Source organism: Flavobacterium gyeonganense, assembly GCF_029625295.1.
GTDB lineage: Bacteria > Bacteroidota > Bacteroidia > Flavobacteriales > Flavobacteriaceae > Flavobacterium > Flavobacterium gyeonganense.
The window spans coordinates 3,845,020-3,868,874 of the sequence record NZ_CP121112.1 but is presented as its reverse complement, the minus strand read 5'-3'; the positions used below and the strand labels follow the sequence as shown (position 1 = coordinate 3,868,874).

The window sequence follows — 23,855 nt, the reverse complement described above, 5'->3', positions numbered from 1 at the left end:
AGCGATTATTGGTTAATTTTGCAGTAAATACTTTTGCTATGAATAAATGTGACCAATGTATCGTACGCCAGCTTTCTTCTTTAAAAGCACTTAATAAAGAAGAAGTTATAAAACTAGCAAACAGTAAAACGACTCACAAAATTAAAAAGGGAGAAGCTATCTTTGAGGAAGGAGAAATCACCAACGGTGTTTTTTGTGTAAAAGATGGTGTCGGAAAACTCTCTAAGTTGAGCGCCAACGGAAAAGATCAGATTATAAAACTGGTAAAATCCGGAGAGCTTTTAGGACAGCGCTCCATGATTAGTAACGAGCCTGCAAATTTATCTGCAAAAGCAATTGCCGACATGGAAGTTTGCTTTATCCCAAAATCTGAAATCATAAACTTTTTTAATAACAACAATCAGTTTTCATTGAATATGATGCAATCTGTTTGTGAAGATTTGAAAGAATCTGAAAACGATAAAATTGCCCTTGTTCAAAAAACGGTAAAACAAAGGCTTGCAGAAACCTTATTGTATTTACATGATGCTTTTGGCGAAGACGAGGATAAAACACTGAAAGTACAGCTAACCAGAGAAGAGCTTGCTGGTATGATTGGTACAGCAACAGAAAGCTGTATAAGATTACTATCTGATTTTAACAAACTGGAATTAATTGAACTCGCAGGTAAAAAAATTGTGCTTAAAAACGTAAAAGCCCTGAAAAAACTGGCTGAACAGTTATAGTTTTTTGGCTTCGTTCCAAAATACATCCATTTCTGCCAAAGTCATTTCCATCAACGGTTTTCCTAATTCCTCTGCTTTACTTTCTAAATACTGAAAGCGTTTGATAAATTTTTTATTGGTTCGTTCCAGGGCATCTTCAGGATTTACATTTAAAAATCGGGCATAATTAATCATTGAGAATAAAACATCACCAAATTCGGCTTCGATTTTATCCTGGTTTCCGGATTTAATTTCAACTTGCAATTCCTGCAGTTCTTCCTGTACTTTATCCCAAACCTGATGCGGTTCTTCCCAGTCAAAACCCACGCCTTTTACTTTATCCTGTATTCTGCTTGCTTTTACTAATGCCGGTAAACTTCGTGGTACACCTTCCAAAACAGATTTTTTTCCTTCTTTAAGCTTTAGTTTTTCCCAGTTTTGTTTGACTTCTTCTTCGTCTTTTACAACAGTATCACTGTAAATATGAGGATGACGGTGAATCAGTTTATCGCAGATTTCATTACACACATCGGCTATATCAAAATCATTGGTTTCAGAACCTATTTTGGCATAAAAAACGATGTGAAGCAATAGATCTCCCAGTTCTTTTTTAACTTCACTCAAATCATTATCCAGAATAGCATCTCCTAATTCATAAGTTTCTTCTATTGTAAGATGTCTCAGGGTTTGCAAAGTTTGCTTTTTATCCCATGGGCATTGCTCACGAAGTTCATCCATGATAATTAATAATCTTTCGAAGGCTTTAAGCTGAAGTTCTTTGCTCATTTTTTTTGAAGTTTTTATGGTAACCGAATCCTGTAAAAGTAAAAAATCCTGCCAAGAAAACCATCTTAACAGGATTAATATATTTGAATGTAAAACTACTATTCTTCTTTTTTAGCTTTTGCTTTTTTTGCAGGAGCTTTTTTTACTGGTTCTTCAACAGCAATTTCTTCTGATGTTGAAGTTGCTGCAGGAGCTTCATCAGTAACCAGCCCTTTTGCCTGAAGCATATTATACCAGTTTAATACTTTTTTAATATCAGACGGATACACTCTTTCTTCATCGTACTCTGGCAAAATTTCTTTAAAATAAGCAGTCAATTTTGCATTGTCTTCTTTATGTGAAATTGCCTGTTCTTTATTTTCTTTAACTGCAATACGCTGCATTACTTCTGTCAAAGGCTTCTCTCCTTCGTAAGTATAAATTGAAATTTCAGATAATAAACTTACGTTGCTTTTTAAGTTTACAGTAATTTTTTTTCCGTCTAATAATGATTCTGCCACAAAACCTGTACGCGTTTGCACTTTCAATACATATAAACCAGGCTTTCCTGAAATGGCTAAAATTTTGTCTAAATTCATGTTTATTAAATTAGTATTAAGAATTTTTGGTGATTTATATTATCTGCCTTTTTTAGCGGATGCAAATTTCATTCTGTATTCCTGAAAAGTTTTACCCTCGGTAATATTTTTTAGTTTCTTTTGAATCAGGCGTTTCTTTAAAGATGATATTTTATCCGTAAATAAAATTCCTTCTATATGGTCATATTCGTGTTGAATAACCCTCGCAATTAGTCCGTCAAAAACTTCTGTTTTCATTACAAAATCTTCCTCACAATATTCCAGTGTAACCGTTGGTTTTCTATATACATCCTCCCGTACATCAGGAATACTTAAACATCCTTCGTTAAAACTCCATTCCTCGCCTTCTTCTTTAACAATTCTTGGATTAATAAAAGTCTTTTTGAAACCTTTTAAGCTTTTTTGCTCATCTTCTTTTAATTCTTCATCATCACTAAAAGGCGCTGTATCAATCACAAACAAACGAATTGCCAGGCCAACTTGTGGCGCAGCAAGTCCCACACCATATGCATTATACATGGTTTCGTACATATTTGCTATTGTTTCTTTTAAGTTTGGATAATCAGTTGTAATTACCTCACCAACTTTTCTCAAAACGGGATCCCCATATCCTACAATTGGTAAAATCATCTATGTTATATTGGTTGTTTTTATTTTCTAAAATATTTAATCTGGTCTTTCAAATTTAGCAGTCAAAAATAGTAAAAAATAGTCAATGACCATTTGAAAATAAGATATTAAATCTCTTTTTGGCTGTTCCTTGAAATCTCAGCCATAATTATGCCAAATTATCTTACCTTTGTTTTAAACCAATTTATATGTTTGACCGTATTGTAAAATTCACCAACAGCACTTCGTTTTTAAATGCCTCAAAAGTAACAATAGCCTCTGTTATTCCTGTATTGATTTTTAATTTTTTAGGACATTTTGAAATTGGTTTTACTATTGCGTTGGGTGCTTTTTATACTTACCCAAGCGACATTCCAAGTACATTAAGCCACAAAATAAAAGGATTGATTGTAGCTTCGTTTATTGTAGCCGGTGTTAATTTATTGGTAAATCTCGTCTATCCTTATCCTTATTTATTTTATCCCTTTTTAGGATTTTTACTTTTTTTATGCTCTATGATTTCTGTCTATGGTCAAAGAGCCACTTTGGTTTCGTTTTCTGCTTTAATATCAATCTCTTTATCATTTGGACATATACATGAAGGCTGGGAAGTCTTTGCTTACTCAGGCTATATTTTTACCGGAGGAATTTTATATCTAATTGTTTCTCTTGCTTTTCATTTCATACAGCCTTATAAATATATCGAACTTGAAATTGCCCGTGGAATCAAATTAACCGCAAAGTATTTAAAACTGAGAGGAGATTTGTGGAGTCCGGAAGCTAACCGAAAAACAATTATCGAAAAACAACTAAGCATTCAGGTAGAGTTAAATGAGATTCATGAGGATTTACGAAAAGTGCTTATTGGAAACCAAAGCAGCTCTGCTACTAGTCAGAACCGAAAAATGTTGCTGGTTTTTATTACTCTGCTTGAAATTCAGGAACTAGCTTTATATACGTCTTTCGATCACAGTAAAATTCATGAAAAGTTTGACAAACATCCGGATGTTTTAAGAACATATCAAAATGTAGCATACAAACTTGCTTCTACCTTAAAAAAACTTTCAAAAAACGTGCATCATATTGCCGTTTACGTTGATAAAAATGATTTAAAAAATGAACTTGACGCTCTGGAATTTGCCATTTTTGACTATGAAAAGACATTAGGAAAAGAAGCAGCAGCAGAAGGTGTGCTGATGCTGACCAACATGCTGAAATATGCCAAAAATCAGGTTGGAAAAATCAAGATTATACAAAGAGCCTTCTCATTGGCAATGCAATCTTACAAACTTAAAGACAAAGATAAAGAACTTGAAAAATTCCTGACCCCGCAATATTATCCTTTACGCACACTGATTGAAAACCTGAGTTTTTCTTCTTCTATTTTCAGACATTCTGTATGATTGACTATAACCATTTTAATTGGATTTATTGTTGGGAAATTTCTTCCGTTTCAAAACGTTTACTGGATTTTATTAACCATCGTTGTCATAATGCGTCCGGGTTACGGTTTAACAAAAGAACGGTCTTACAATCGTATTTTCGGAACTATTTTAGGGGGCTTACTGGCATTCGGAATTGTTTCTGTTGTACAAAATCATGTGATTTTAAGTATCTTTTCCATTATTTGTATGCTGCTTGGAATTTCTTTCGCTCAGGCTAATTACAAAATCAGTGCGACTTTTGTGACTATGTATGTGGTTTTCATTTATGGAATCCTGGTTCCAAATGTTGTCGAAGTAATTCAGTTCAGGATTCTCGATTCGCTTGTTGGGGCAATTCTCGCTTTCCTCGCCAATCAGTTTTTATGGCCAGCCTGGGAATTTATAAATACGCCTATCCATATTGAAAACTCTATTCGTGCAAACAGGACTTATCTCAGGGAAATTGCAGACTTTTATAATAAAAAAGGTGAAGTCCCAACTTCTTACCGACTGGCAAGAAAAAATGTCTTTATAGAAATTGGGAATCTAATGACTTCTTTTCAGCGTATGATGCAGGAACCAAAATCAAAGCAGAAAACGCTGCCAATTGTAAATAAATTAGTAGTTCTAAATCATTCTTTGCTCTCTGCCTTAGCTTCATTATCAACTTATATCCAGGCACACCAGACTACATCTGCATCAGAATCATTTAATTATATCATTAAAACCATTTTACTAAATTTAGATCATTCGATTTCAATTTTAAGAAATGAAACCATTATAACCGATACTTTTTTTGACAAAGAAGATGTCACTTTGCAATTTGAAGAAATGAAGCGTAAAAACTTTACCCGTCTTGCGACAGATGAAGAATTGGATAAAGAAACCAGACAGGCTAAAATGCAGGAAGCTCAAATGGTTATTGAACAACTGATCTGGATGAGTAATTTAGCCGAAAAAATATTGAAGATTACAAAAGATTTAAAAGCAACAAATCCGGATTGATTCATCCGGATTTGTTTATTATGATTAAGCTAAGATTTTATTCTATAATTAATTTCTGTTCAGTTTTAAAACTTCAGCTGTTTGTTTTCTAATTTGTTCTAACAACTCGGGCTTGTCATTTAAAGTCTGTTTGTAAGAAGGAATCATGTTTTTCAGTTTTGCTTCCCACTCCGGTGTATTTATCTGCTCTTTAAAACATCTTCCAATTAAATCAACCATAATAGAAACTGCGGTAGAAGCTCCCGGCGATGCCCCTAATAAAACAGCCAGTGTTCCGTCTTGGGTATTGATTACTTCGGTTCCAAATTCTAAAACGCCACCACCATTTTCACCTTTTTTGATCACCTGAACCCGCTGACCTGCTTTTTCCAAAACCCAGTCTTTAGATCTTGCAGTTGGCAAATATTCGCGTAAAGCTTTTATTCTGTCTTTCGGAGACTGACGAACCTGTTCTATTAAATATTTTGTTAAAGGAATATTGTTATAGCCCGCAGATAACATTGGGATCAGGTTGTTTGCCTTAATAGATAATGGCAAATCTAAATAGGATCCGTTTTTTAAGAAACGGGTTGAGAAACCAGCAAAAGGGCCAAAAAGCAATGCTTTTTCGCCATCGATTACACGCGTATCAATGTGCGGAACAGACATTGGAGGAGCTCCTACACTTGCTTTTCCGTAAACTTTCGCCTGATGTTTTGCAATAACTTCAGGATTTGTACATTTTAACCACTGACCGCTTACAGGAAAACCTCCATAACCGTCTCCTTCCGGTACATTTGCTTTTTCTAACAATGGCAATGAACCTCCTCCGGCACCAATAAATACAAATTTCGTGTAAGCCTTTCTTTTTTCACCAGAACCTAAATCTGTTATTTTAATTCTCCATGATTTATTCTCAAGCTGTTTTAACTTTCTAACTTCATGATTAAAATATAAAGAAACACCGTCTAATTTTTCCAGATAATTAAACATGCTCCTTGTCAAAGCACCAAAATTCACATCTGTACCAATTGCCATTGTAGTAGCAGCCAGTTTTTCGTCAGGCTCTCTTCCTTCCATAACTAATGGCATCCATTGTTTTAATTGCTCAAAGTCGGTACTAAAAAGCATTTCAGAAAATAATGGATTTTTTTGTAAAGCCTCAAAACGGGTTTGAAGGTATTTTACATTTTTTTCACCCCATACAAAACTCATATGAGGTACACTTTTAATAAAATTTTCAGGTGAAGGCACCTTGTTTTGCTGTACTAAATAAGACCAAAACTGTCGTGAAACCTCAAAAGCTTCGGCGATGCTAATGGCTTTTTTAGGATCTACAGAGCCATCGGCTTTTTCAGGAGTGTAATTTAATTCACAAAAAGCAGAATGTCCTGTTCCTGCATTATTCCAGGCATCTGAACTTTCAGCTGCGGCAACATCCAGTCTTTCGTAAATTTCAATCTTTATATCAGGTTGTAATTCTTTCAAAATTACTCCGAGTGTAGCACTCATAATTCCAGCACCAATAAGCACTACATCACTATTGGAACGTATTGTATTGTCAGGCATAACAGTATTTTATTTTAAAATGCAAAGGTACTTTTTATAATCCCAAAAAAAAACTAATTTTTGAAAGATAATAGTTAGATAATTACATTTTTTTCTAAATAAAGTGAAATTTATAGGCCTAAAACCTAAAAACGATTAGAAGAAAGATAGTCCTGAAGCATAATCGTTGCGGAAATTTCATCAATCAGTCCTTTGTTCTGACGCTGCTTTTTGCTTAGCCCGCTGTCAATCATGGTCTGAAAAGCCATTTTTGAAGTAAAGCGTTCATCTACACGAACAACCTTCATATCCGGAAAAATATTAGAAAAATGAGTTACAAAACCTTTTATTACAGATGCACTTTCAGATGGCTGACCATTCATTTGTTTCGGCTCGCCAATTAAAACCGCCTCCACCTTTTCTTTGGCAAAATAATCCTTTAGGAAATCAATTAAAGTATTGGTTGGAATCGTAGTTAAACCTGAAGCTATAATTTGCATTTCATCAGTTACAGCAATTCCGGTACGTTTTTGTCCGTAGTCTATAGAGAGGATTCTTGGCATTTTATATTTTTTTCAAAGATAAACTATTTTAATTTTCCAATTCTCAGCAGCAAATAGAAATACAAACTTAATTAATTACTGATTGCATGATTATTTTTATAATAGCAAGTAAAAAAATCCGTCCTGAAAATTCAAAACGGATTTTTAACCAAATTTAAAACAACTAAAAAATTATTATAAAGCAGTATTATCTGCCGAATAATCTGCTAAAAAAGCCTTTCTCCTCTTGTTCATCCTCTTCTTTAAGTTCATATTGAGCAAATTTTGACTGGGCCTTTTCATGTTCATAAATCAATTCCTTAATATACTCGATATAACTTCTCTTTTTTTCTTCCAAAAATCCAATTAAATATTTTTCGCTAAACTCAACACCACTTGCAGCCTCAATTTGCAGTAACTTTTTGTAAAGAGGTTCAATGTGCAGCGAAATCACTTCCTGAGGAACGGCTTGTCTTCTTGCAAAATAATTTACAATCACACCGTTTTCATCCCTTGCAATATCAAAATCCGTTATTACCCAGTAATATCTTCCCGATTTTGCCAGGTTTTTTACAATTGCATGAAAATTTTTCCCTTGTTTCAGATTTTCCCAAAGCACTTTAAAAATAACTTTGGGCATATCCGGATGACGAATAATATTGTGTGGCTGCCCCATTAGTTCATAATCTTCATAACCACAAACATCAACAAAAACTTCGTTGGCATATTCAATAATACCAAAAGCATTTGTTTTACTCATAATTACCTGCGTTTTGTCCCACGTGACCTCTTTATCAATAACTGTAACGCGATTTTGAAGTTGATTTTCCTGATTCATATTGGCTTTGATTAATTTTAGTACTTGCAATTCCTTCAATTACCTCAGGAATTATGGTGCGAAATTAATTCGAATAAAAATCAACAAATCTGATTTTTATCATGAAATAATAGTAAAGAATTTTCATTTTCAGAGACATTTCAGCTTATTGGAATTTTTAAAATTAAAAACAAAAAGTTATGTTTATAACATTTTCAAACTGATTTGCCTTTTTGATTTTACTTTAATGCGCTATCTTTGCCAAAAATTTAAACATATGAGTTCTTTACAAACTATAATTGAACAAGCCTGGGAAAACAGAGCTTTATTACAGGAAACAGCAACTACAGATGCTATTAGAGAAGTTATCGAATTATTGGATGCTGGGAAACTTCGTGTTGCAGAACCAAAAGGTGACGGATGGCAGGTAAACGAATGGGTAAAAAAAGCTGTTGTAATGTATTTCCCTATTCAAAAAATGGAAACATGGGAAGCAGGAGTTTTTGAATACCATGATAAAATGGAATTGAAAAAAGACTATGCAGCCAAAGGAGTTCGTGTAGTGCCTGGAGCTTCTGCACGTTATGGTTCGTTTATTTCAAGCGGAGTAATTATGATGCCTAGCTACGTAAATATCGGGGCTTATGTTGATGCCGGAACAATGGTTGACACCTGGGCTACTGTTGGTAGCTGTGCTCAGATAGGTAAAGACGTTCACTTAAGCGGTGGTGTTGGTATCGGAGGAGTTTTAGAGCCATTGCAGGCTGCTCCTGTTATCATCGAAGACGGTGCTTTTATCGGTTCTCGTTGCATCGTTGTAGAAGGAGTTCACGTAGGTAAAGAAGCTGTATTAGGGGCAAATGTATGTTTGACTGCTTCAACAAAAATCATTGACGTTACAGGCGATGAGCCAGTTGAAATGAAAGGTTTCATACCAGCTCGTTCTGTTGTAATTCCTGGAAGCTATACCAAAAAATTCGCTGCAGGTGAATATCAGGTTCCTTGTGCTTTAATCATTGGTACACGTAAACCATCTACAGATTTGAAAACGTCATTAAATAATGCTTTACGCGAATATGACGTAGCGGTATAATTTAAATTTTCAATATTTTTAAAATCCAAATTCCAAATTATGACTGGAATTTGGATTTTTTATTTGAGGACTAAGTATTTATTTCCTGCCTATCTTTCTTTTCAGGTATTTTTTCTTTGTTATTTTTCTTTTAAACTGCGTTGTTTTCTCCAAAAGAATTGCGTGTAATTTATCTTCAGGTTCACTGCTTAATTTAGCATAAGTTTTTGCGATTGCTTTTACCATTGTTTTTGACAGCCACATTTTCTTAAAATTATCCATTCGCTCTTCGATGGATAAGTTTTTAAAATTCATTCTATTTAAATCTATCAGATAAAATTCGTATTGACCGGAAGATTTTTTTACCACTAAAGTATTCCCGGGAGAATGATCTAGAAAATTGACTTTGGCTTCGTGCATTTTAAAAGTAAACTCCGCAAATTGCTCTAAAATAACATTTCTTTCCGGAAACAGAGGATCGTGAATAAGTTCACGAATCGTAAAATCATAATCTATCTGCTGAGAAACATAATAACTGTCTTTCAAAAGTCCTAAACTGTTTCTATTTTCTATATAAGCAATTGGAAAAGGCGTTAAAATATGATTATTGATCAAATAATTTGCATAATCGAAAGAGCGTTTAGCTTTGGTAGTTCTAAAAAAAGAATAGATAATGGATTTGAATAGTCCCGGTTTCTGAAAAAATTTGATATTTACTTTTTCATCACCTAAAAAATTCGACTTGATTGTATTGCGGGAACCTTTAACAATCATATTCCCTTTAGTAAAAAAATCAGCAACTAACTGAAGTATAGCTTCTTCTTTGTTTTTGTATTTCGAATGAATGATTATTGGCACAGCTTACAATTATAATTTGGTTTAAAAGTATAAAAAATAGTACTTTGCACCAAGTAATGTGTCATAAAGAAAGAGAACTTTCTTTTAGGATAAATTCGCAACCTCAATATTGAGAATTAAGCTCAAATAATAAAAAACAAATAACTTTAGGATGAAAGTTTTAATCATACAAAACAAACGAATTGGAGATGTACTGATCAGTTCTGTAATTGCTAATAATTTTAAGGCGAAATATCCAGAGAGTGAAGTTCATTTTATGGCTTATGATTTTACCCACGGCGTAATTTTGAAGAATCCTAACATTGACAGAATCATTTCAATTAATGATAAAGAGCTGAAAAAATTGCCTGTTTTACTGAAACTGATTTGCCAGATCAGAAAAGAGAAATATGATATTATTTTTGATCCTTATTCAAAAACACAAAGCAAACTGATTTGTAAATTCTCTACAGCCAAACAGACAATTGGGCATAAAAGTCGAAAAAAACTAGGAAATTGGGGTTATTACACGCATCCGGTAACTATATCTAAAGAAAAAACCAAAATCTGCGGCAAAGCAATCGAAGACCGGATTCATTTATTAAGTCAGGCTGGTAATTTTGAACCTATAGATTACCATCCCAAAATATTTTTGACTGACGAAGAAAAAAAGAAGACTTGCTGGGGAAATACGCTGATAAAAAAGTGATCGTTCTTGGGGTTTTGGGAAGTACACCACAAAAATCAATGCCGTATGAATATGTCGCGAATATGGTTGATTTTATTTCTTCTAATTATAATGTATATATCCTCTTCAATTATGCACCGCATCAAAAAGAGGAAGCTTTGAAAATATATGAAATGTGCAAAAATAAATCCAATATCATTTTAGATATTTATGCCAAAAACATTCGTGATTTCATTAAATTAATGAATCAATCTGCACTTTTGGTTTCTAACGAGGGAGGAACGGTACACATTGCAAAGGCCTTGAACAAACCTACATTTACTATATTTTCTCCTTATGTAAACAAAGATCACTGGGCAAGTTTCGAAGATGGAAAACTGCATCATTCTGTTCATTTACTGGAAATGAGACCTAATTTATTTGACAGTTTTACTTTTGAGGAACGCAAAAAAATAGAAAAAAACCCGGACGAATTGTACAAACAGCTAACTCCGGAAATGATACTTCCGGAACTGGATAAATTCCTGAAGAATAATCTATAACAAAAAAAGCATTCGCCAGTAACGAATGCTTTTTATTATTTTACAATTCCGAATTCGGTTCTTTTTTTCTTTTGAATCCGGGTTTCTTTTCGGATATTTTTATTTTTGCTTATTGACTCTGGAGTCGCATAACCGCGGGGATGATCCAGATGCAGGCAAGTGGTACTATATCTGATTTGTTTTGGTTTTATGCCATAGTTAACTAATCTCTCACCTAATTCCCTGTCCTGTCCGCCGTATTGCATACGCTCATCAAAACCATTGACAGCCATAATATCTGTTTTCCAGCCAGATGCATTGTGTCCGTTCCAGCTTGGTGTTGTGGGAGTCAAAAAATTTAAAACAGTACTTTTCAAACCTGTAGCACTGACTTTGTTATTTTTGAAAGAAGTTTTCATTCCGTTTAGCTTTAACCATGAAATGTCAAAACATTTTCCTGAATAAATATCTTCTTTGGTAATCTTTTTAGATAATTCTAATGGCAGTTTATGATAGCCTCCGGAAAGGAAATAACCTTCTTCCCTGAATTTAATATGCTGTTCCACAAAATCCGGACGCGGAATACAATCTCCGTCAGACATCATAATATAATCAGTAGTGCTGGCCAATACAGCCTTGTTCAAAATCTGCGATTTCTGAAAACCATTGTCTTCATGCCAGACATGAATAATGGGATAAAAAACTTCTTTTTTCAATTCGTTAATTAAATCGAAAGTATCCTGTCGTGAACCGTCATCGGCAATCACCATTTCGAAATTGCGATAGGTCTGAGTGTTATATCCCCAAATGACTTTTTTTAGCCATTCGACAGAATTATAAGTGCTGATTATAACGGAAATATTCTTTTGCATAATGGCGCAAAGGTAACCTAAAATTATTAATTTTGTTTTTCCTTAAAACAAAAAAATGAGCAGATTAACCGTAATAATTCCTACTTACAATGAAATTGATTATATTGAAGATGCTATAAAATCAATTGAATTTGCTGATGAAATTATTGTAATTGATTCCTTTAGTTCTGACGGTACCAAAGAAAAAGCCATTGAGTTAGGCTGTAAAGTCTTAGATAGAAAATTTGATAATTTTTCGAGCCAGAAAAACCACGCCATCTCTTATGCAACAGGTGACTGGATCCTGTTTATTGATGCTGATGAACGGGTTTCCCAAAAACTGAAAATCGAAATATTATCGGTAATCGCAACTGGAAAACATCAGGGGTATAAGCTCAGGTTCCCGCATTTTTATATGAATCGTTTTTTATATCATAAGGTAGATAAAGTAGTCAGACTTGTAAAAAATGATTCTGTCTCTTTTTCCGGAGATGTCCATGAAAAACTTTTGTTTCAGGGAACTTTAGGCACTTTGAAAAACTTCATGATCCATTACACGTATAAGGGGCTTTTCCATTTATTACAAAAAAAAGATTCTTATGCTTGGTTCCAGGCCAATACTTCTTTCAAAAGAGGAAAAAAAGCAGGTTATTTTCAATTAATTTTCAAACCTTTTTACCGCTTTTTCTCTTCTTATATTTTAAAAGGAGGATTCATGGATGGAGTTCCCGGTTTAGCTTTGGCGAGCGTTAATGCTTATGGCGTTTTTTCGAGATATGCCAAAATCATCTTAATTGAAAAGGGATTAAAATAATCTTAATTTACCGAAACGCAACTTGAGTTTAAATTTCAGCAGGCTATCTTCCCCTTTAATGTCTATCCGCTGAATTGTGTACAGATTCTTAAAAGGAAATTTATTAGTTCTATTCCCTATTCGCAATCCAAATTTAACATTATTTTGCTGCAAAACATTAGTAAATAGTGATTTTTGAGGTTCTTTTTTAGGATAATTACCATAAGGATAGGCTAAAGCATTATAAACTTTTAAGTCATTTTTTTCGATAATCTCAAAACATTTGGAAAAATCGGCATTGATTTCATCCTTTGTTAGAGATGCATATCTTTTATGCGCAAAAGAATGTAGGCCTAACTCTACACAATCATCTAATTCCTTCAACTGTTTAAGAGACATGATTTTCTCCCGGCCTGAATTCCATGAATCAACATCTCCAATATAAGCAAACGGAATAAAAAAAGTAGCCTTTAAATTATACTTCTTAAGCAACGGAAGAGCATAAAGCAGTTGGTTTTCAGTAACATCATCAAAAGTAATCACTACACTTTTTGGATGTATCGATTTTTTGTTTTCTAATTCTGAAAAATGATAAGTTGCATATCCTTTTTCTTTCAAATAATGAAATTGTTCTTCTAAATTTTTACTATAAATAGTAAGGCCCTTACTATTTATATCATCAGAAACATTATGGTACATCAATATAGGTAAACGTGTCATATCTTAAATTGCAATTAAGTTTAAAATTATTACATTTGCAGCTCATAAACTTCTTTATGCAGGAAAATAATTTATTTTCAGAAAAAGGTATCGACTTTGATGAATACAATTCGCAGTTAACAATTGAAGCCAAAGAGCTCGCTAATAAATTGTACGAAAAGAAAATCAGGCCAAATTACTTTCATTTGATAATTATACCTTTTGGTAATTTTATCCTAAATTATTTTTTAAAACTCAAAATACTAAAAGGTAAAAAAGGTTTTATCCTCTCTTATATACATGCTTTTGCGACTTTTAAAAAATATTTATTTTTATGGCTGAAGTATAGAAAAATGGAATAAACGAGATTAAAACTGCCTGAAGATTTAATATTTATCTAATATCGGTTTCCAAAAATCAACAACTTTAGGTTTATTAATTCCATGACAGCCAAAAGGAATTTCATTATTTATTATTTTAAAAGCAATTTCTGGTTTACGATCAATGGCAAAATGCAAAGCTTCCTTATAGTCTGGAATTCTAAAATCTTTACTGAATTCAGGAGCTTTCAAGGACCAAAAAACATCTTCTGTAGTATATATAGGTTTATTATCTGCGTTTAAAAAATCAGAAATGAAAATTTCCTGCTTTTTAGCAATTTCATAATGCGAACTAACCCGACGCAATGAAAAACCTCCATTACCGGCTTTATAAAAAATTTGTTTGCGTTCCTTTTTCTTTTTAGAATCAAAAAGAGCAAGGATTTTCGTTACCATTTTATTATGCTTAGTTGCAATCCAGGGAGCTCCAATATAATCATACCCTTTCTGGCACCATTCTTTTAAAGTATCTTTAAAAACAAAAGCGTCTAACTGATAAATCAGCATAAACTCAGAATCTAAAAAACGTTCGTAAAATGAAGGAGACAAAAGCAACTCATTATAACCGGAAATATTTTCAAAATATTTTTTTGAAAAATTTTCTACCAAAACATTCGGAAACGTATCTTTAATATAAGAATTATCGAGTCCTTCCGGCTGTACTAAAACAATTGGATAATCTTTCAAAACACGTAAACACTGTAATAAAGATTTCTCTTCAAGAAACCCAAAATGATCTTTGTATATAGGTATAACAACTTTTACTAAATGTTCCATTTTTTATTTTATTGATTTAATAGAAGTTAATTATTAAAGCAAAGTTTTCTTTTTAATCAGAGGTTAGCTTGAATTAGTTAAAAATAATTGATTGAAGTAAAATTATTTTGTAAAGAAATACTCTTTAAACTTATAACGGGCTTCTTCAGTATTTATAAATTTGGGAAACTCATAATTAGTGCCTGCAATTTCGAACTCCAAATCCCTGCCAAATAAATCCTTCCCACTTTCTATCAATTCCAGGATATTCTTTTCGCTTTTATATTGTTCTAAATTGTATTCTGTATGTGAAAAAGCTTCTATTTTTTGAATAATTTTTTTCACTCCTCCAATATAAGTAAAATGCCAGCCTGCATTAGGAATAATTTCGTAAACTTCTCCCCTTCTTTTGTACGCATAATCGTTTTACGAATCTTAAAAGGTTTCTTCTTTAGAAGTTTATACGGTAGCAAAGCTGTACAATGCCAAATCCCATCTTTAGATTCTTCTTTGTTCATTTTGCTTTCAATATCAAAAACAAGTCTGTTATTAAGAAAATACATGAACATATCCATCTTTAGCCCATATATTTTGCTTACACCCTCTGATAATTTCTGTTTTATAACTTCTGCTTTTGGAATTTCATCAACATCTGAAATTAAAATAACATCATCAGGTTTACAATTTACTAGTCCTTTTACAATAGAATTTCTTTGAAAAAATTCTATTTTCCAAGGTGAAAAAGGATTAATTATTGGAATAAATAAAGGATATTCAGTCAGCTTAACGTGAATTATTTTATGCAGAAACTTAGAAAAACGTTCTTTATTTTCTTCAAAAATGAAAGGCTTTGGTTTAAATTGAAAAGTTTTATCTGCTTCTACGAGCACAAATTTATCAACAACATCATCTAATTCATTTAATCTAATTTCAAGTAAATCTAATTCATTAAAAAAGATGAAACAATCATAAACCATAATATTTTTTTGACAAATATAAAAAATAATCTCAATTTCTTTATCTTTTAAATATAATCAATATGACACTTTTATTTTAATTATCACAGCATAGTAAGACAATAATATAAAACTTAGAAAAAAATATTTATGCTAAAGCTGCATTAAAATCTATACAGGTTAATACATCATAAACAACAGATAAAAAAGACATTAAGAATCTTTTTTTAAAAGTCTATCAAAAATTTAATTTTTAAAAAGAATTCTCAAACTAAATAAGAATCCTTTTGATTTTTTTATATCATATAACGCAACTATTCTTCTTTTCCTCCATCTTCAGTATATAAATTCTTACTTGTTTTTTTAATGAGAAGATTTTTTCCTGTATTAATGCTTTTACATGGATTTGTCAAAATTAAATTTCTTTAACATATAACATTACAAAACATTATAGCTATTTAAGCTTTCTATTTTTATTTATTTTTCAGATTGACTACTTCTTAAACTTTATACATACCACAATATTATATGGTTGTTTAAGGTTTAATTAATTAGCCTTTCATTATAAAATTGCCCAAAACCCAAACAAAAATTAAACTTAACATGGGAGTATTTAAAACCATAAAATTGCACATTGAAAGAGAAAGTAAAATTAAAAAACAGTGTGTAACATCTATACCAAATTTTGAAACTTACAGCGCTGCGAAAAAAACAATTGTTTTTATGAGCAATGCGCTGCCAAAACATGATGAAGATTCTGGCTCAAAATAGACTTAAAGAAATTATTCTATTGTATAAAGATTTAGGATTTAACTGCATTATTTGTGTTGAAAATATTTTTGAAAGAGATAAATATGTCAGTTTTTATAGTGATTTAGGTATTATTATATTTTTAGAAACCAATTTGCATAAAAATTATTTGAGTTTTTTAAAATCCATACCTCATATCGACTACATCTGGTACAATGGGCCAAAAAACTTTAGTAAATATATCTCCAGACTTTCTGAATGTTTTCCAGGATCGAAATCCATATTTGATATGGTAGACATTCATTTTTTAAGGTATAAAAGAGCTATAGAAATTGAACCTTATCGAATTTCGTTAAGAAAAAAATATTATCAGTATTTTAAAATAGAAACGAAATTAGCAAAAAAAGCAGATGTTGTTATCGCAATATCTGAAGTTGAAAAAGAAATCATGTCACAGTATTTGAAAGAAAATCAGATATTGTTAATTTCGAATATACATTATTGTAAAATTGACGAAAGTCAAATTGCCCCATTTGAAAAAAGAAGCGATATTTTGTTTATTGGTTCTTCACATGAACCAAATATAGATGCTATTCATTACTTATATAATGAAATAATGCCAAAAGTATGGCTAAAATTACCCAATTTAAAAGTAAATGTAATTGGAAATGTAAAAAATAAGATTCACTCTATCTCCCATCCTAATTTCAAACTATTGGGATTTGTAGAAAATATTGAGTCCTATTTTATCAACTCTAAACTGATGGTTGCTCCTTTGCGTTATGGCGCAGGTGTAAAAGGAAAAATAGGCCAGTCTTTTGAATACTTTTTACCTGTAGTAACGACTTCTATAGGCGCTGAAGGAATGTATTTAGAAAACAAAAAAAATGCTTTTATTTCTGAAACTGCAGATGAACTTTCAAAACAGATAATTACACTTTACAATGATAAAGAAATGTGGTCTAAATTATCTGTTAACTCTACTGAAAGCCTTTATCCTTTTTCAAAAGAAAAATTAAAATCTGTATTAAAAGAAATTTAAACTTTGAAAAAATGTATTCAATCGACCAAAATGAAAAATAAGTAAATTAAACTTTAGTTTTCAACAAGTATTACTACTTTTAATCCTAAACATTAATATTCTCTATAACAACCACTATGCAGATTTCACGTCCAATAAAATCTTTTTTAAAAAAAACTTTTAAACCTCAAAAATTAAAAAAATAATCCCATTAGAACTTGTTAGAAAAAACATAATTTTTGACGAGTCTGAAAAACCCATTGTTTCTATAATAATACCATTTTATAATGAAGAAAAATATACTTGGAATTGTTTAATCCATCTAAATAATAATTTAACAAAAAAATATCCATATGAAATCATTTTAGTTGACGATAATAGTTCTGAAAACTATGATTTTTCACTCATCTCCGGAATTAAATTAATTAAAAACGAGAAGAATTTAGGCTTTTTAAAAAATATAAATAAAGGAATAAGAGCTGCCAAAGGAGAATATATCTACATCTTAAATAATGATACAGCTGTAGAAAAAAACTTTATAGAAGAATTGTTCTATGTTTTCGAAAACTATAAAAATGTAGGTGCAGTAGGTTCTAAATTATTAAATGCAAATGGTACATTACAAGAAGCCGGAAGTGTTATTCTTCAAAATTTTAAGATTCATCAAGTAGTTAGAAAAAAGCACCCTAAAGATTCCGAAATAAATTATATTTATCAGGTTGATTATTGCTCAGGATGTAGTTTACTATTCAAAAAATTTAAAGATGATGGAGCCACATTAAATCTTTTAGATGAAATATTTGTTCCAGCCTATTTTGAAGAAACAGACTTTTGTTTTGATCTGAAATACAACCAAAACAAATACATATATTATACACCATTCTCTGAAGTACTTCACTATAACGGAATTTCTTATAATGGAAAAAAAAATCAGATGAAAAGTCACTACAAAAAAAGAGTTACTTTTTAAAATTAACAGCCAGAAGTTTGAAAATAAATGGAAAAAAGAAATAGAATCTATTAAAGCAACCACTATCGAAGAAAGAATTATTGAAAAATATAATAATAAATCGATTGCTTTTGTAATTAAATTTATGCCTGAATATGATAAGGATTCTGGTGCAAATAGATTAAATGAAATAATTAAGGGCTTTATCAATTTAAAATTCCATGTTACTTTGATAGTCACGCATATAAGTCCTAAAGACCCATATATAATATATTATCAAAAAATGGGAGTTAATGTATATTACAATCAATACCCAGAAAACAAATTCGTAGAGTATTTAAATAAAACAAATAAAAATGTAAGTCTAATTTGGTTCTATGGCCCTGACACTTTTAAAGAATGTTTTTTTAAATTCAAAAATGTTTTCAACAATGCTAAATTTATTTATGATATGGTTGATATACACCATTTAAGATATCAAAAAGCACTGATAATTGATAAAGACAAATCACACGAATTAAACTACAAAAAATACAAAGAAATTGAAACAGAATTTGTAAAAAATGCAGATTACATAATCCCTATTTCTGAGACAGAAAAAGAATACATGAAATTATTTTCTGATGAAGAAAAGCTTATCGAAATTTCAAACATACATTATAGTAAAATAAATATCGATTCTATAAAACATTTTTCTGAAAGAAAAGACATTTTATTTATTGGCTCAACCCACCATCCAAATGTAAATGCAATTGAATTTTTATATAACTCAATAATGCCAATCGTTTGGGAAAAATTGCCAGAAATAAAGGTTAATGTAGTCGGCAATATTAATGAATTAGTAAAAAATATAAAAGACGATCGATTTGTTTTTCATGGTTATGTATCAAATGTTGATGCAATTTTTAATTCAGTTAAATTAATGGTTGCTCCACTACAGATAGGTGCAGGTGTTAAAGGTAAAATAGGTCAGGCTCTTGAATACCATCTTCCAGTAGTTACTACCGAAATAGGTGCTGAAGGGATGTTTTTAATTGACAATGAAAATGCCTTAATTGCAAATGAAGCTAATGAATTTGCAGAAAAAGTAATTAAATTATACAGTGATGAATTAGTCTGGAAAAAACTTTCTACAAATTCAGAAAAAAGTCTACATCCTTTTTCGGTTGAAAAACTAAATCATACGATTTTAGAGCATTTTAATTAATTATTTCTATTTTGATCCCCATGCATAAAAGAAATTACTTCCCACATATTGATGGACTGCGAGGTATTGCGGTTCTATTGGTTTTGCTTTTTCATCTCGATGTAACTGTATTAAAAGGAGGATTCATCGGTGTAGATGTTTTCTTTGTAATTAGTGGCTATCTCATAAGTTCTATTTTAATACCTAAAATAGATCAAAAAGCTTTTTCTTTTAAAGAGTTTTATTTTAGGCGAATAAAAAGATTGCTGCCATCTATGCTATTCGTTGTGATACTCACATTATTAATGGCTTATTTCATTTATCCTCTTTTTTTATTCGAGAAAACATTAAAATCATCAACCGCCACAGTCCTATCCTTCTCCAATATCTATTTTTTTTAGAATCGGGTTATTTTGATAGTAATTCATATATTAAACCTTTATTACATACTTGGTCTTTATCTGTTGAAGAACAGTTTTATCTTATTTGGCCTTTTTTATTGTTTTTTACTTTAAAAATAAAAAAAAGGTTCATAGAGTTTTAGTTTTATCTTCATTTGCAGTAATTAGCCTTTTTTTTCTGAATATTATTTAACAATAAATAGTTCGGCTGCTTTTTTTCTTACTCCATTCCGAGTTTTTGAATTTCTAATAGGCACATTGCTTTTTTGGACTAATAAATTTGAATTTAAATCGTATGCCAAAGAATCGCTATCGCTAATAGGAATTACAGGTCTAATTTTTCTAGCTTCTTTTTATGATGACAAAGTCCTGTTTCCTGGAATAAATGCTTTATTGCCTTGCTTATTTTCTGCTATTTTAATTCACAATACAGGTCAAACAAAATATGTTAGTCGAATTTATAATAATCAATTAATAAGATGGTTGGGCAGAATATCCTATTCTTTATACTTGATTCATTGGCCCTTTGTCGTTTTTTATAAACATCTATACGGTCCGAATTTAAATCCGAAAGACCAAATTATACTTTTTTTTAGTGCTATCGTTGTTGGATTTATCATCTATAAATGTATTGAAACTCCTTTTAGAGTAACTAAAAGAAAAGAATCCAAAATAATTATTCTTATTTTTACAACAATAGTCTTAATTTTAGTAACAAATTATTGTTTGCTTCATTTTGAATCATTCTTTTTTAAGAATACCACTACTCAAGCATATGGCTTAAAACAGATTGAGGAAGGCAAGAATTTGAGGTTTCAACTTTTAAGCGATACCATAAATGACTTAAATTTAAAAAACACAAAACACACAGAACAAGTGTTAATACTTGGCGATAGTCATGCTCCAGATGCTCTTAACTTTTTGAAATTAGCCTACCCTAATTACGATTACCGAATGCTTTCAGAAGGAGGTTGTCCACCAATGGTTTCGGCTGATTTAAAATTAATTAGCAATCATCCCCCCGAAATGAAAGACAAATGCTATGTTATGATGGATAAAATTTATAGAAATAATTTTTTATCAAAGTATGAATACATTGTAATCAACGTAATGTTTGGCTGGTATAAACCCGAAAATTTAGTAGCTTTTGTAAAAGAAATAAAAAAGAAAACAAAAGCTAAAATTATTGTTTTTGGAAATTATATAGTTTTGAAACGAGATATGCCAGAAATCATGGGTACAGGAGAAACCATAACAAGTAAAGACATCGAAAGTTTTGGACTTTATGATAACGAATTGAAAATTAAATCAAAAGGCCTCTACCAATTTATTAGCAAAAAAGATTTACTGTCTAATGGGAATAATCTCAAGCATTGTGTACTATTTACGGCTCAAAATGCCCCAATGTCCTACGATAGTAATCACTTAAGTTTTGAATTTTCCAAAACAATTTCGGACAGTTTACGGATAAAAAAAATTAATATTTTTAAGAAAAAATAGTTTACAATTAAAAATAATTTGTTAAAATTTTAAAACAAATTGAAATACAACAAGATTGTATTAGTATTCACAATCCTTAAGGTATGGATCTGAGAAACAGACAATACACTTCCTATATCAGAAGTAGCGGAAAAACAAGGTAATTATAGCATAAGATGTAGAATATCCATTTGTATTAATAGATTTTTAGATACAGACTCTAATAGTAAGCTTAAAAAGAGTAGTATTTCTATTCTATTTAAAAAAAGGAACCTTGTACAAACTGTAAAATTAAATTTCTGAAAGACGATTCATTCTTACAAGAAAAAGTCAAACAGTTTACTCAAGAATGGATGTAGTATGCAAATATTAATTTTGTTTTTGTGAGTCAAAGTAAAAATGCGGATAATTATACCAAAGATAAATTTAAGAGACCCCTCTAAAAACTCACTTTTTTCGAATTTAAAATCTGTAAATTACTCGCTTTTAGTATTTTGAAAATACAGAAGATTATTTCCAGAGACTCCTTAAAATAGCATTTAAGCGAAATTGCAACTGCATTTAATAATTAATAACTTTAATTTACCTCTAAAGACTGTAAACTTACCAAATTAGCATAAATCCCATTCATGTTTAATAACTCATCATGAGTACCTTGCTCTACAATCCTGCCTTTACTCATTACCACAATTAAATCAGCATTTTGAATTGTAGATAAACGGTGTGCAATTACAATTGAAGTTCTGTTTTCCATCATATTCTCTAAGCCAATCTGAACTAATTGTTCTGATTCAGTATCTAATGCCGATGTAGCTTCATCTAAAATCATAATAGGTGGATTTTTCATCACCGCCCTGGCAATAGCTACACGCTGTCTCTGACCTCCAGACAGCATTCCGCCTCCATCACCAACAGGGCTATTGTACTGTTCTGGAAATTCTGAAATAAAATTATGTGCATTTGCCACTTTCGCAGCATTTTTAACAGCCTCTATATCAGGATTTTCTATGCTTAACGAAATATTATTAGCAATAGTATCATTAAACAAAATAGAGTCCTGAGCAACAATTCCCATTTGTTTTCTTAATGAATCTGCAGTAACATCCTTTATGTTAACACCATCGAAAGTGATGCTTCCTTCTGTAACATCATACAACCTTGTCACTAAGTTTGCTAATGTTGATTTTCCACTTCCGGATTCTCCTACCAGTGCTACTCTTTTGCCTTTTGGAACCGTTAGATTAAAATCTTTTAAAACATATTCCGAATCGTATTTAAACCAAACATTCGTAAATTTAATTTCATGCTTAAATTCGGTAATCTCTATAGCATCAAGATTGTCTTTTAGCGGATTGGTTGCGTCTAAAATAAAAGCAACCCTTTCATAAGCTGCATTTCCTCCCATTAAAGCCTGATTGGCTTTTGTTATAGCCTTAGCAGGTGTCAATATTTGATAAGCTAAACCCATGTATGCGATAAAAGCGCTACCGCTCATCGATCCGTCAATCAACACTAAAGACCCTCCATAAACCAATAAAATAGAAATTACGAAAATCCCTAAAAACTCACTCATAGGCCCGGCCAGACTCATTCTAACACCTATTTTATTGTTTAGATTATTAATAAACTCTGTTGAATTAAAATAACGTCGTATAAAAAAATTCTCAGAAGTAAAATTTTTAATCACTTTTATACCGCCTAAAGTTTCTTCAATATCTGATAAAAGATGTCCCTCCAGAGAGAAAATATCACCCGATTGACTTTTAATAGATTTACTCATTCTGGATATTAAAATCCCTGAAAGCGGAAGAAAAAGAAATACGAATATGGTTAATTTCCAACTTATAAAGACCATCGATATCAGAGTGAATACAATAGTCAATGGTTCACTAACCATCATCAAAATACTTAAAAAAGCACTTTTTATTGTATTGATATCTGAGGTCATTCTTGAAATTAAATCACCCTTTCTTTCATTTGAAAAAAAGAAACAGGTAAACTAATTACTTTCTGATAAACATCATTTCGCAAATCTTTCAAAATTCCATTATTCAAATAGGTCATGTAAACAATGGAAATGAAATTGAAAAGGTTTTTCAACAAAAAAGTGGTCAAAACAAATATTACCATCCATATCAATGTATCCAAAGCTCCGTTAACTTCAGTATTATGAGTTATAAAATAATTTAAGGAGTCTTCCAAATATCGTTTATCAATACTTTTAATCCCTTCATATACAGGTCTGACATGTATTTTTTCACCATCAGAAAACAATACCTTCATTAGTGGGAATAGCGAAAGCATCGAAATAGCAGAAAAAAGTGCATATAAAACATTAAAGATGATACTGATTACTAAATTTTTCTTGTGAGGTATTAAATACTTTAAAAAGCGTTTAAAATTTTTCATTTAATTATTTTGAATTGAAGGCTAACCTAATTTAATTTTGAAGGCCAATATTTTTTTTGCAAAGATAAAATTAAAATAGTTTTAAACCCAGAAAAGTAGTACCAAATCACCCTAA

Annotated in this window: 26 protein-coding genes and 1 pseudogene; 14 read left to right on the top strand and 13 right to left on the bottom strand. The window is 31.1% G+C overall.

The genetic code is table 11. From position 1 onward, the window contains the following. Positions 1–38: 38 nt before the first annotated feature. The gene (locus P5P89_RS16635; protein ID WP_278009331.1) at positions 39–725 is read left to right on the top strand and encodes a Crp/Fnr family transcriptional regulator; all 687 of its coding nucleotides are present in this window, start codon (positions 39–41) and stop codon (positions 723–725) included. Here P5P89_RS16635 and mazG read toward each other — a convergent pair. From mazG to def, 3 genes are all read right to left on the bottom strand, one after another. After that, complete coding sequence (gene mazG, locus P5P89_RS16630; RefSeq protein ID WP_278009330.1) at positions 720–1,490, bottom strand: nucleoside triphosphate pyrophosphohydrolase; 771 nt, start codon at positions 1,488–1,490, stop codon at positions 720–722. The two genes, P5P89_RS16635 and mazG, sit on opposite strands and share 6 nt — an antisense overlap. A 98-nt stretch (positions 1,491–1,588) precedes the next feature. After that, the gene (locus P5P89_RS16625) at positions 1,589–2,068 is read right to left on the bottom strand and encodes a DUF5606 family protein (protein WP_163395075.1); all 480 of its coding nucleotides are present in this window, start codon (positions 2,066–2,068) and stop codon (positions 1,589–1,591) included. A gap of 39 nt (positions 2,069–2,107) precedes the next feature. Beyond that, entirely contained in the window at positions 2,108–2,698 is a 591-nt protein-coding gene (def, locus tag P5P89_RS16620) for a peptide deformylase (RefSeq protein ID WP_278009329.1), read from the bottom strand. Positions 2,699–2,886: 188 nt separating this feature from the next. Here def and P5P89_RS21715 point away from each other — a divergent pair, with 188 nt between their 5' ends. Both P5P89_RS21715 and P5P89_RS21710 read left to right on the top strand, forming a co-directional pair. Next, positions 2,887–4,080 carry an FUSC family membrane protein gene (locus P5P89_RS21715; protein ID WP_340696489.1) on the top strand — a complete coding sequence of 398 codons (1,194 nt, stop codon included), beginning with the start codon at positions 2,887–2,889 and terminating at the stop codon, positions 4,078–4,080. Further along, positions 4,081–5,106: an FUSC family protein gene (locus P5P89_RS21710; protein ID WP_340696488.1), complete on the top strand. Its 1,026-nt coding sequence runs from the start codon at positions 4,081–4,083 to the stop codon at positions 5,104–5,106. 48 nt (positions 5,107–5,154) lie between these two features. On the opposite strand, the gene P5P89_RS16610 is transcribed toward P5P89_RS21710, so the two are convergent. From P5P89_RS16610 to P5P89_RS16600, 3 genes are all read right to left on the bottom strand, one after another. After that, positions 5,155–6,654 (bottom strand): malate:quinone oxidoreductase, encoded by a 1,500-nt coding sequence (locus P5P89_RS16610; protein ID WP_278009328.1) that lies wholly within the window; start codon positions 6,652–6,654, stop codon positions 5,155–5,157. Positions 6,655–6,779: 125 nt separating this feature from the next. Next, positions 6,780–7,196, bottom strand: a complete 417-nt coding sequence (ruvX, locus tag P5P89_RS16605; protein WP_278009327.1) for a Holliday junction resolvase RuvX — start codon at positions 7,194–7,196, stop codon at positions 6,780–6,782. A 187-nt stretch (positions 7,197–7,383) separates the two neighbouring features. Continuing rightward, positions 7,384–8,013 (bottom strand): PAS domain-containing protein, encoded by a 630-nt coding sequence (locus P5P89_RS16600; RefSeq protein WP_278009326.1) that lies wholly within the window; start codon positions 8,011–8,013, stop codon positions 7,384–7,386. Positions 8,014–8,269: 256 nt separating this feature from the next. Here P5P89_RS16600 and P5P89_RS16595 point away from each other — a divergent pair, with 256 nt between their 5' ends. Further along, positions 8,270–9,085 carry a 2,3,4,5-tetrahydropyridine-2,6-dicarboxylate N-succinyltransferase gene (locus P5P89_RS16595; protein WP_278009325.1) on the top strand — a complete coding sequence of 272 codons (816 nt, stop codon included), beginning with the start codon at positions 8,270–8,272 and terminating at the stop codon, positions 9,083–9,085. A gap of 78 nt (positions 9,086–9,163) precedes the next feature. Here P5P89_RS16595 and P5P89_RS16590 read toward each other — a convergent pair whose 3' ends face one another. Next, positions 9,164–9,922, bottom strand: a complete 759-nt coding sequence (locus tag P5P89_RS16590) for a lipopolysaccharide kinase InaA family protein (protein ID WP_278009324.1) — start codon at positions 9,920–9,922, stop codon at positions 9,164–9,166. 151 nt (positions 9,923–10,073) lie between these two features. Here P5P89_RS16590 and P5P89_RS16585 point away from each other — a divergent pair, with 151 nt between their 5' ends. Both P5P89_RS16585 and P5P89_RS16580 read left to right on the top strand, forming a co-directional pair. Further along, positions 10,074–10,610 carry a glycosyltransferase family 9 protein gene (locus P5P89_RS16585; RefSeq protein ID WP_278009323.1) on the top strand — a complete coding sequence of 179 codons (537 nt, stop codon included), beginning with the start codon at positions 10,074–10,076 and terminating at the stop codon, positions 10,608–10,610. After that, positions 10,580–11,131: a glycosyltransferase family 9 protein gene (locus P5P89_RS16580; RefSeq protein ID WP_278009322.1), complete on the top strand. Its 552-nt coding sequence runs from the start codon at positions 10,580–10,582 to the stop codon at positions 11,129–11,131. The genes P5P89_RS16585 and P5P89_RS16580 overlap by 31 nt, the downstream gene beginning before the upstream one ends. Positions 11,132–11,166: 35 nt before the next feature. Here the strand turns inward: P5P89_RS16580 and P5P89_RS16575 are convergent, their stop codons facing one another. After that, positions 11,167–11,982: a glycosyltransferase family 2 protein gene (locus tag P5P89_RS16575; RefSeq protein ID WP_278009321.1), complete on the bottom strand. Its 816-nt coding sequence runs from the start codon at positions 11,980–11,982 to the stop codon at positions 11,167–11,169. A 55-nt stretch (positions 11,983–12,037) separates the two neighbouring features. Here P5P89_RS16575 and P5P89_RS16570 point away from each other — a divergent pair, with 55 nt between their 5' ends. Next, positions 12,038–12,775: a glycosyltransferase family 2 protein gene (locus tag P5P89_RS16570; protein ID WP_278009320.1), complete on the top strand. Its 738-nt coding sequence runs from the start codon at positions 12,038–12,040 to the stop codon at positions 12,773–12,775. Here P5P89_RS16570 and P5P89_RS16565 read toward each other — a convergent pair. Further along, positions 12,767–13,474, bottom strand: coding sequence for a polysaccharide deacetylase family protein (locus P5P89_RS16565; protein ID WP_278009319.1), 708 nt, complete (start codon positions 13,472–13,474; stop codon positions 12,767–12,769). The genes P5P89_RS16570 and P5P89_RS16565 overlap by 9 nt on opposite strands. Before the next feature lie 35 nt (positions 13,475–13,509). Between P5P89_RS16565 and P5P89_RS16560 the strand changes: the two genes are divergently transcribed. Further along, positions 13,510–13,815, top strand: a complete 306-nt coding sequence (locus P5P89_RS16560; RefSeq protein WP_278009318.1) for a hypothetical protein — start codon at positions 13,510–13,512, stop codon at positions 13,813–13,815. A 24-nt stretch (positions 13,816–13,839) separates the two neighbouring features. On the opposite strand, the gene P5P89_RS16555 is transcribed toward P5P89_RS16560, so the two are convergent. The 3 genes from P5P89_RS16555 to P5P89_RS16545 all read right to left on the bottom strand — a co-directional run bounded on the left by P5P89_RS16555 (position 13,840) and on the right by P5P89_RS16545 (position 15,566). Continuing rightward, positions 13,840–14,610: a DUF5672 family protein gene (locus tag P5P89_RS16555; protein ID WP_278009317.1), complete on the bottom strand. Its 771-nt coding sequence runs from the start codon at positions 14,608–14,610 to the stop codon at positions 13,840–13,842. 102 nt (positions 14,611–14,712) lie between these two features. After that, positions 14,713–14,934, bottom strand: coding sequence for a hypothetical protein (locus tag P5P89_RS16550; protein WP_340696487.1), 222 nt, complete (start codon positions 14,932–14,934; stop codon positions 14,713–14,715). Then, positions 14,931–15,566, bottom strand: a complete 636-nt coding sequence (locus P5P89_RS16545) for a glycosyltransferase family 17 protein (protein WP_278009316.1) — start codon at positions 15,564–15,566, stop codon at positions 14,931–14,933. Before P5P89_RS16545 ends, P5P89_RS16550 begins: the two co-directional genes overlap by 4 nt. 582 nt (positions 15,567–16,148) lie before the next feature. On the opposite strand from P5P89_RS16545, the gene P5P89_RS16540 reads away from it, so the two are divergent. From P5P89_RS16540 to P5P89_RS16520, 6 genes are all read left to right on the top strand, one after another. After that, a complete protein-coding gene (locus P5P89_RS16540) occupies positions 16,149–16,316 on the top strand; it encodes a hypothetical protein (RefSeq protein WP_278009315.1) in 168 nt (55 codons plus the stop codon). Continuing rightward, positions 16,291–17,337, top strand: a complete 1,047-nt coding sequence (locus tag P5P89_RS16535; protein WP_278009314.1) for a glycosyltransferase — start codon at positions 16,291–16,293, stop codon at positions 17,335–17,337. Before P5P89_RS16540 ends, P5P89_RS16535 begins: the two co-directional genes overlap by 26 nt. Positions 17,338–17,509: 172 nt before the next feature. After that, a complete protein-coding gene (locus P5P89_RS21705; RefSeq protein ID WP_340696549.1) occupies positions 17,510–18,286 on the top strand; it encodes a glycosyltransferase in 777 nt (258 codons plus the stop codon). A gap of 124 nt (positions 18,287–18,410) precedes the next feature. Then, positions 18,411–19,472, top strand: a complete 1,062-nt coding sequence (locus P5P89_RS16525) for a glycosyltransferase (RefSeq protein ID WP_278009312.1) — start codon at positions 18,411–18,413, stop codon at positions 19,470–19,472. Positions 19,473–19,492: 20 nt separating this feature from the next. Next, entirely contained in the window at positions 19,493–19,852 is a 360-nt protein-coding gene (locus tag P5P89_RS21820; RefSeq protein WP_422851753.1) for an acyltransferase family protein, read from the top strand. A 258-nt stretch (positions 19,853–20,110) separates the two neighbouring features. Then, the gene (locus P5P89_RS16520) at positions 20,111–21,352 is read left to right on the top strand and encodes an acyltransferase family protein (protein ID WP_278009311.1); all 1,242 of its coding nucleotides are present in this window, start codon (positions 20,111–20,113) and stop codon (positions 21,350–21,352) included. Between the two features lie 556 nt (positions 21,353–21,908). On the opposite strand, the pseudogene P5P89_RS16515 reads toward P5P89_RS16520, so the two are convergent. Then, positions 21,909–23,740: pseudogene (locus tag P5P89_RS16515) on the bottom strand (ABC transporter ATP-binding protein). Between the last annotated feature and the right edge of the window lie 115 nt (positions 23,741–23,855).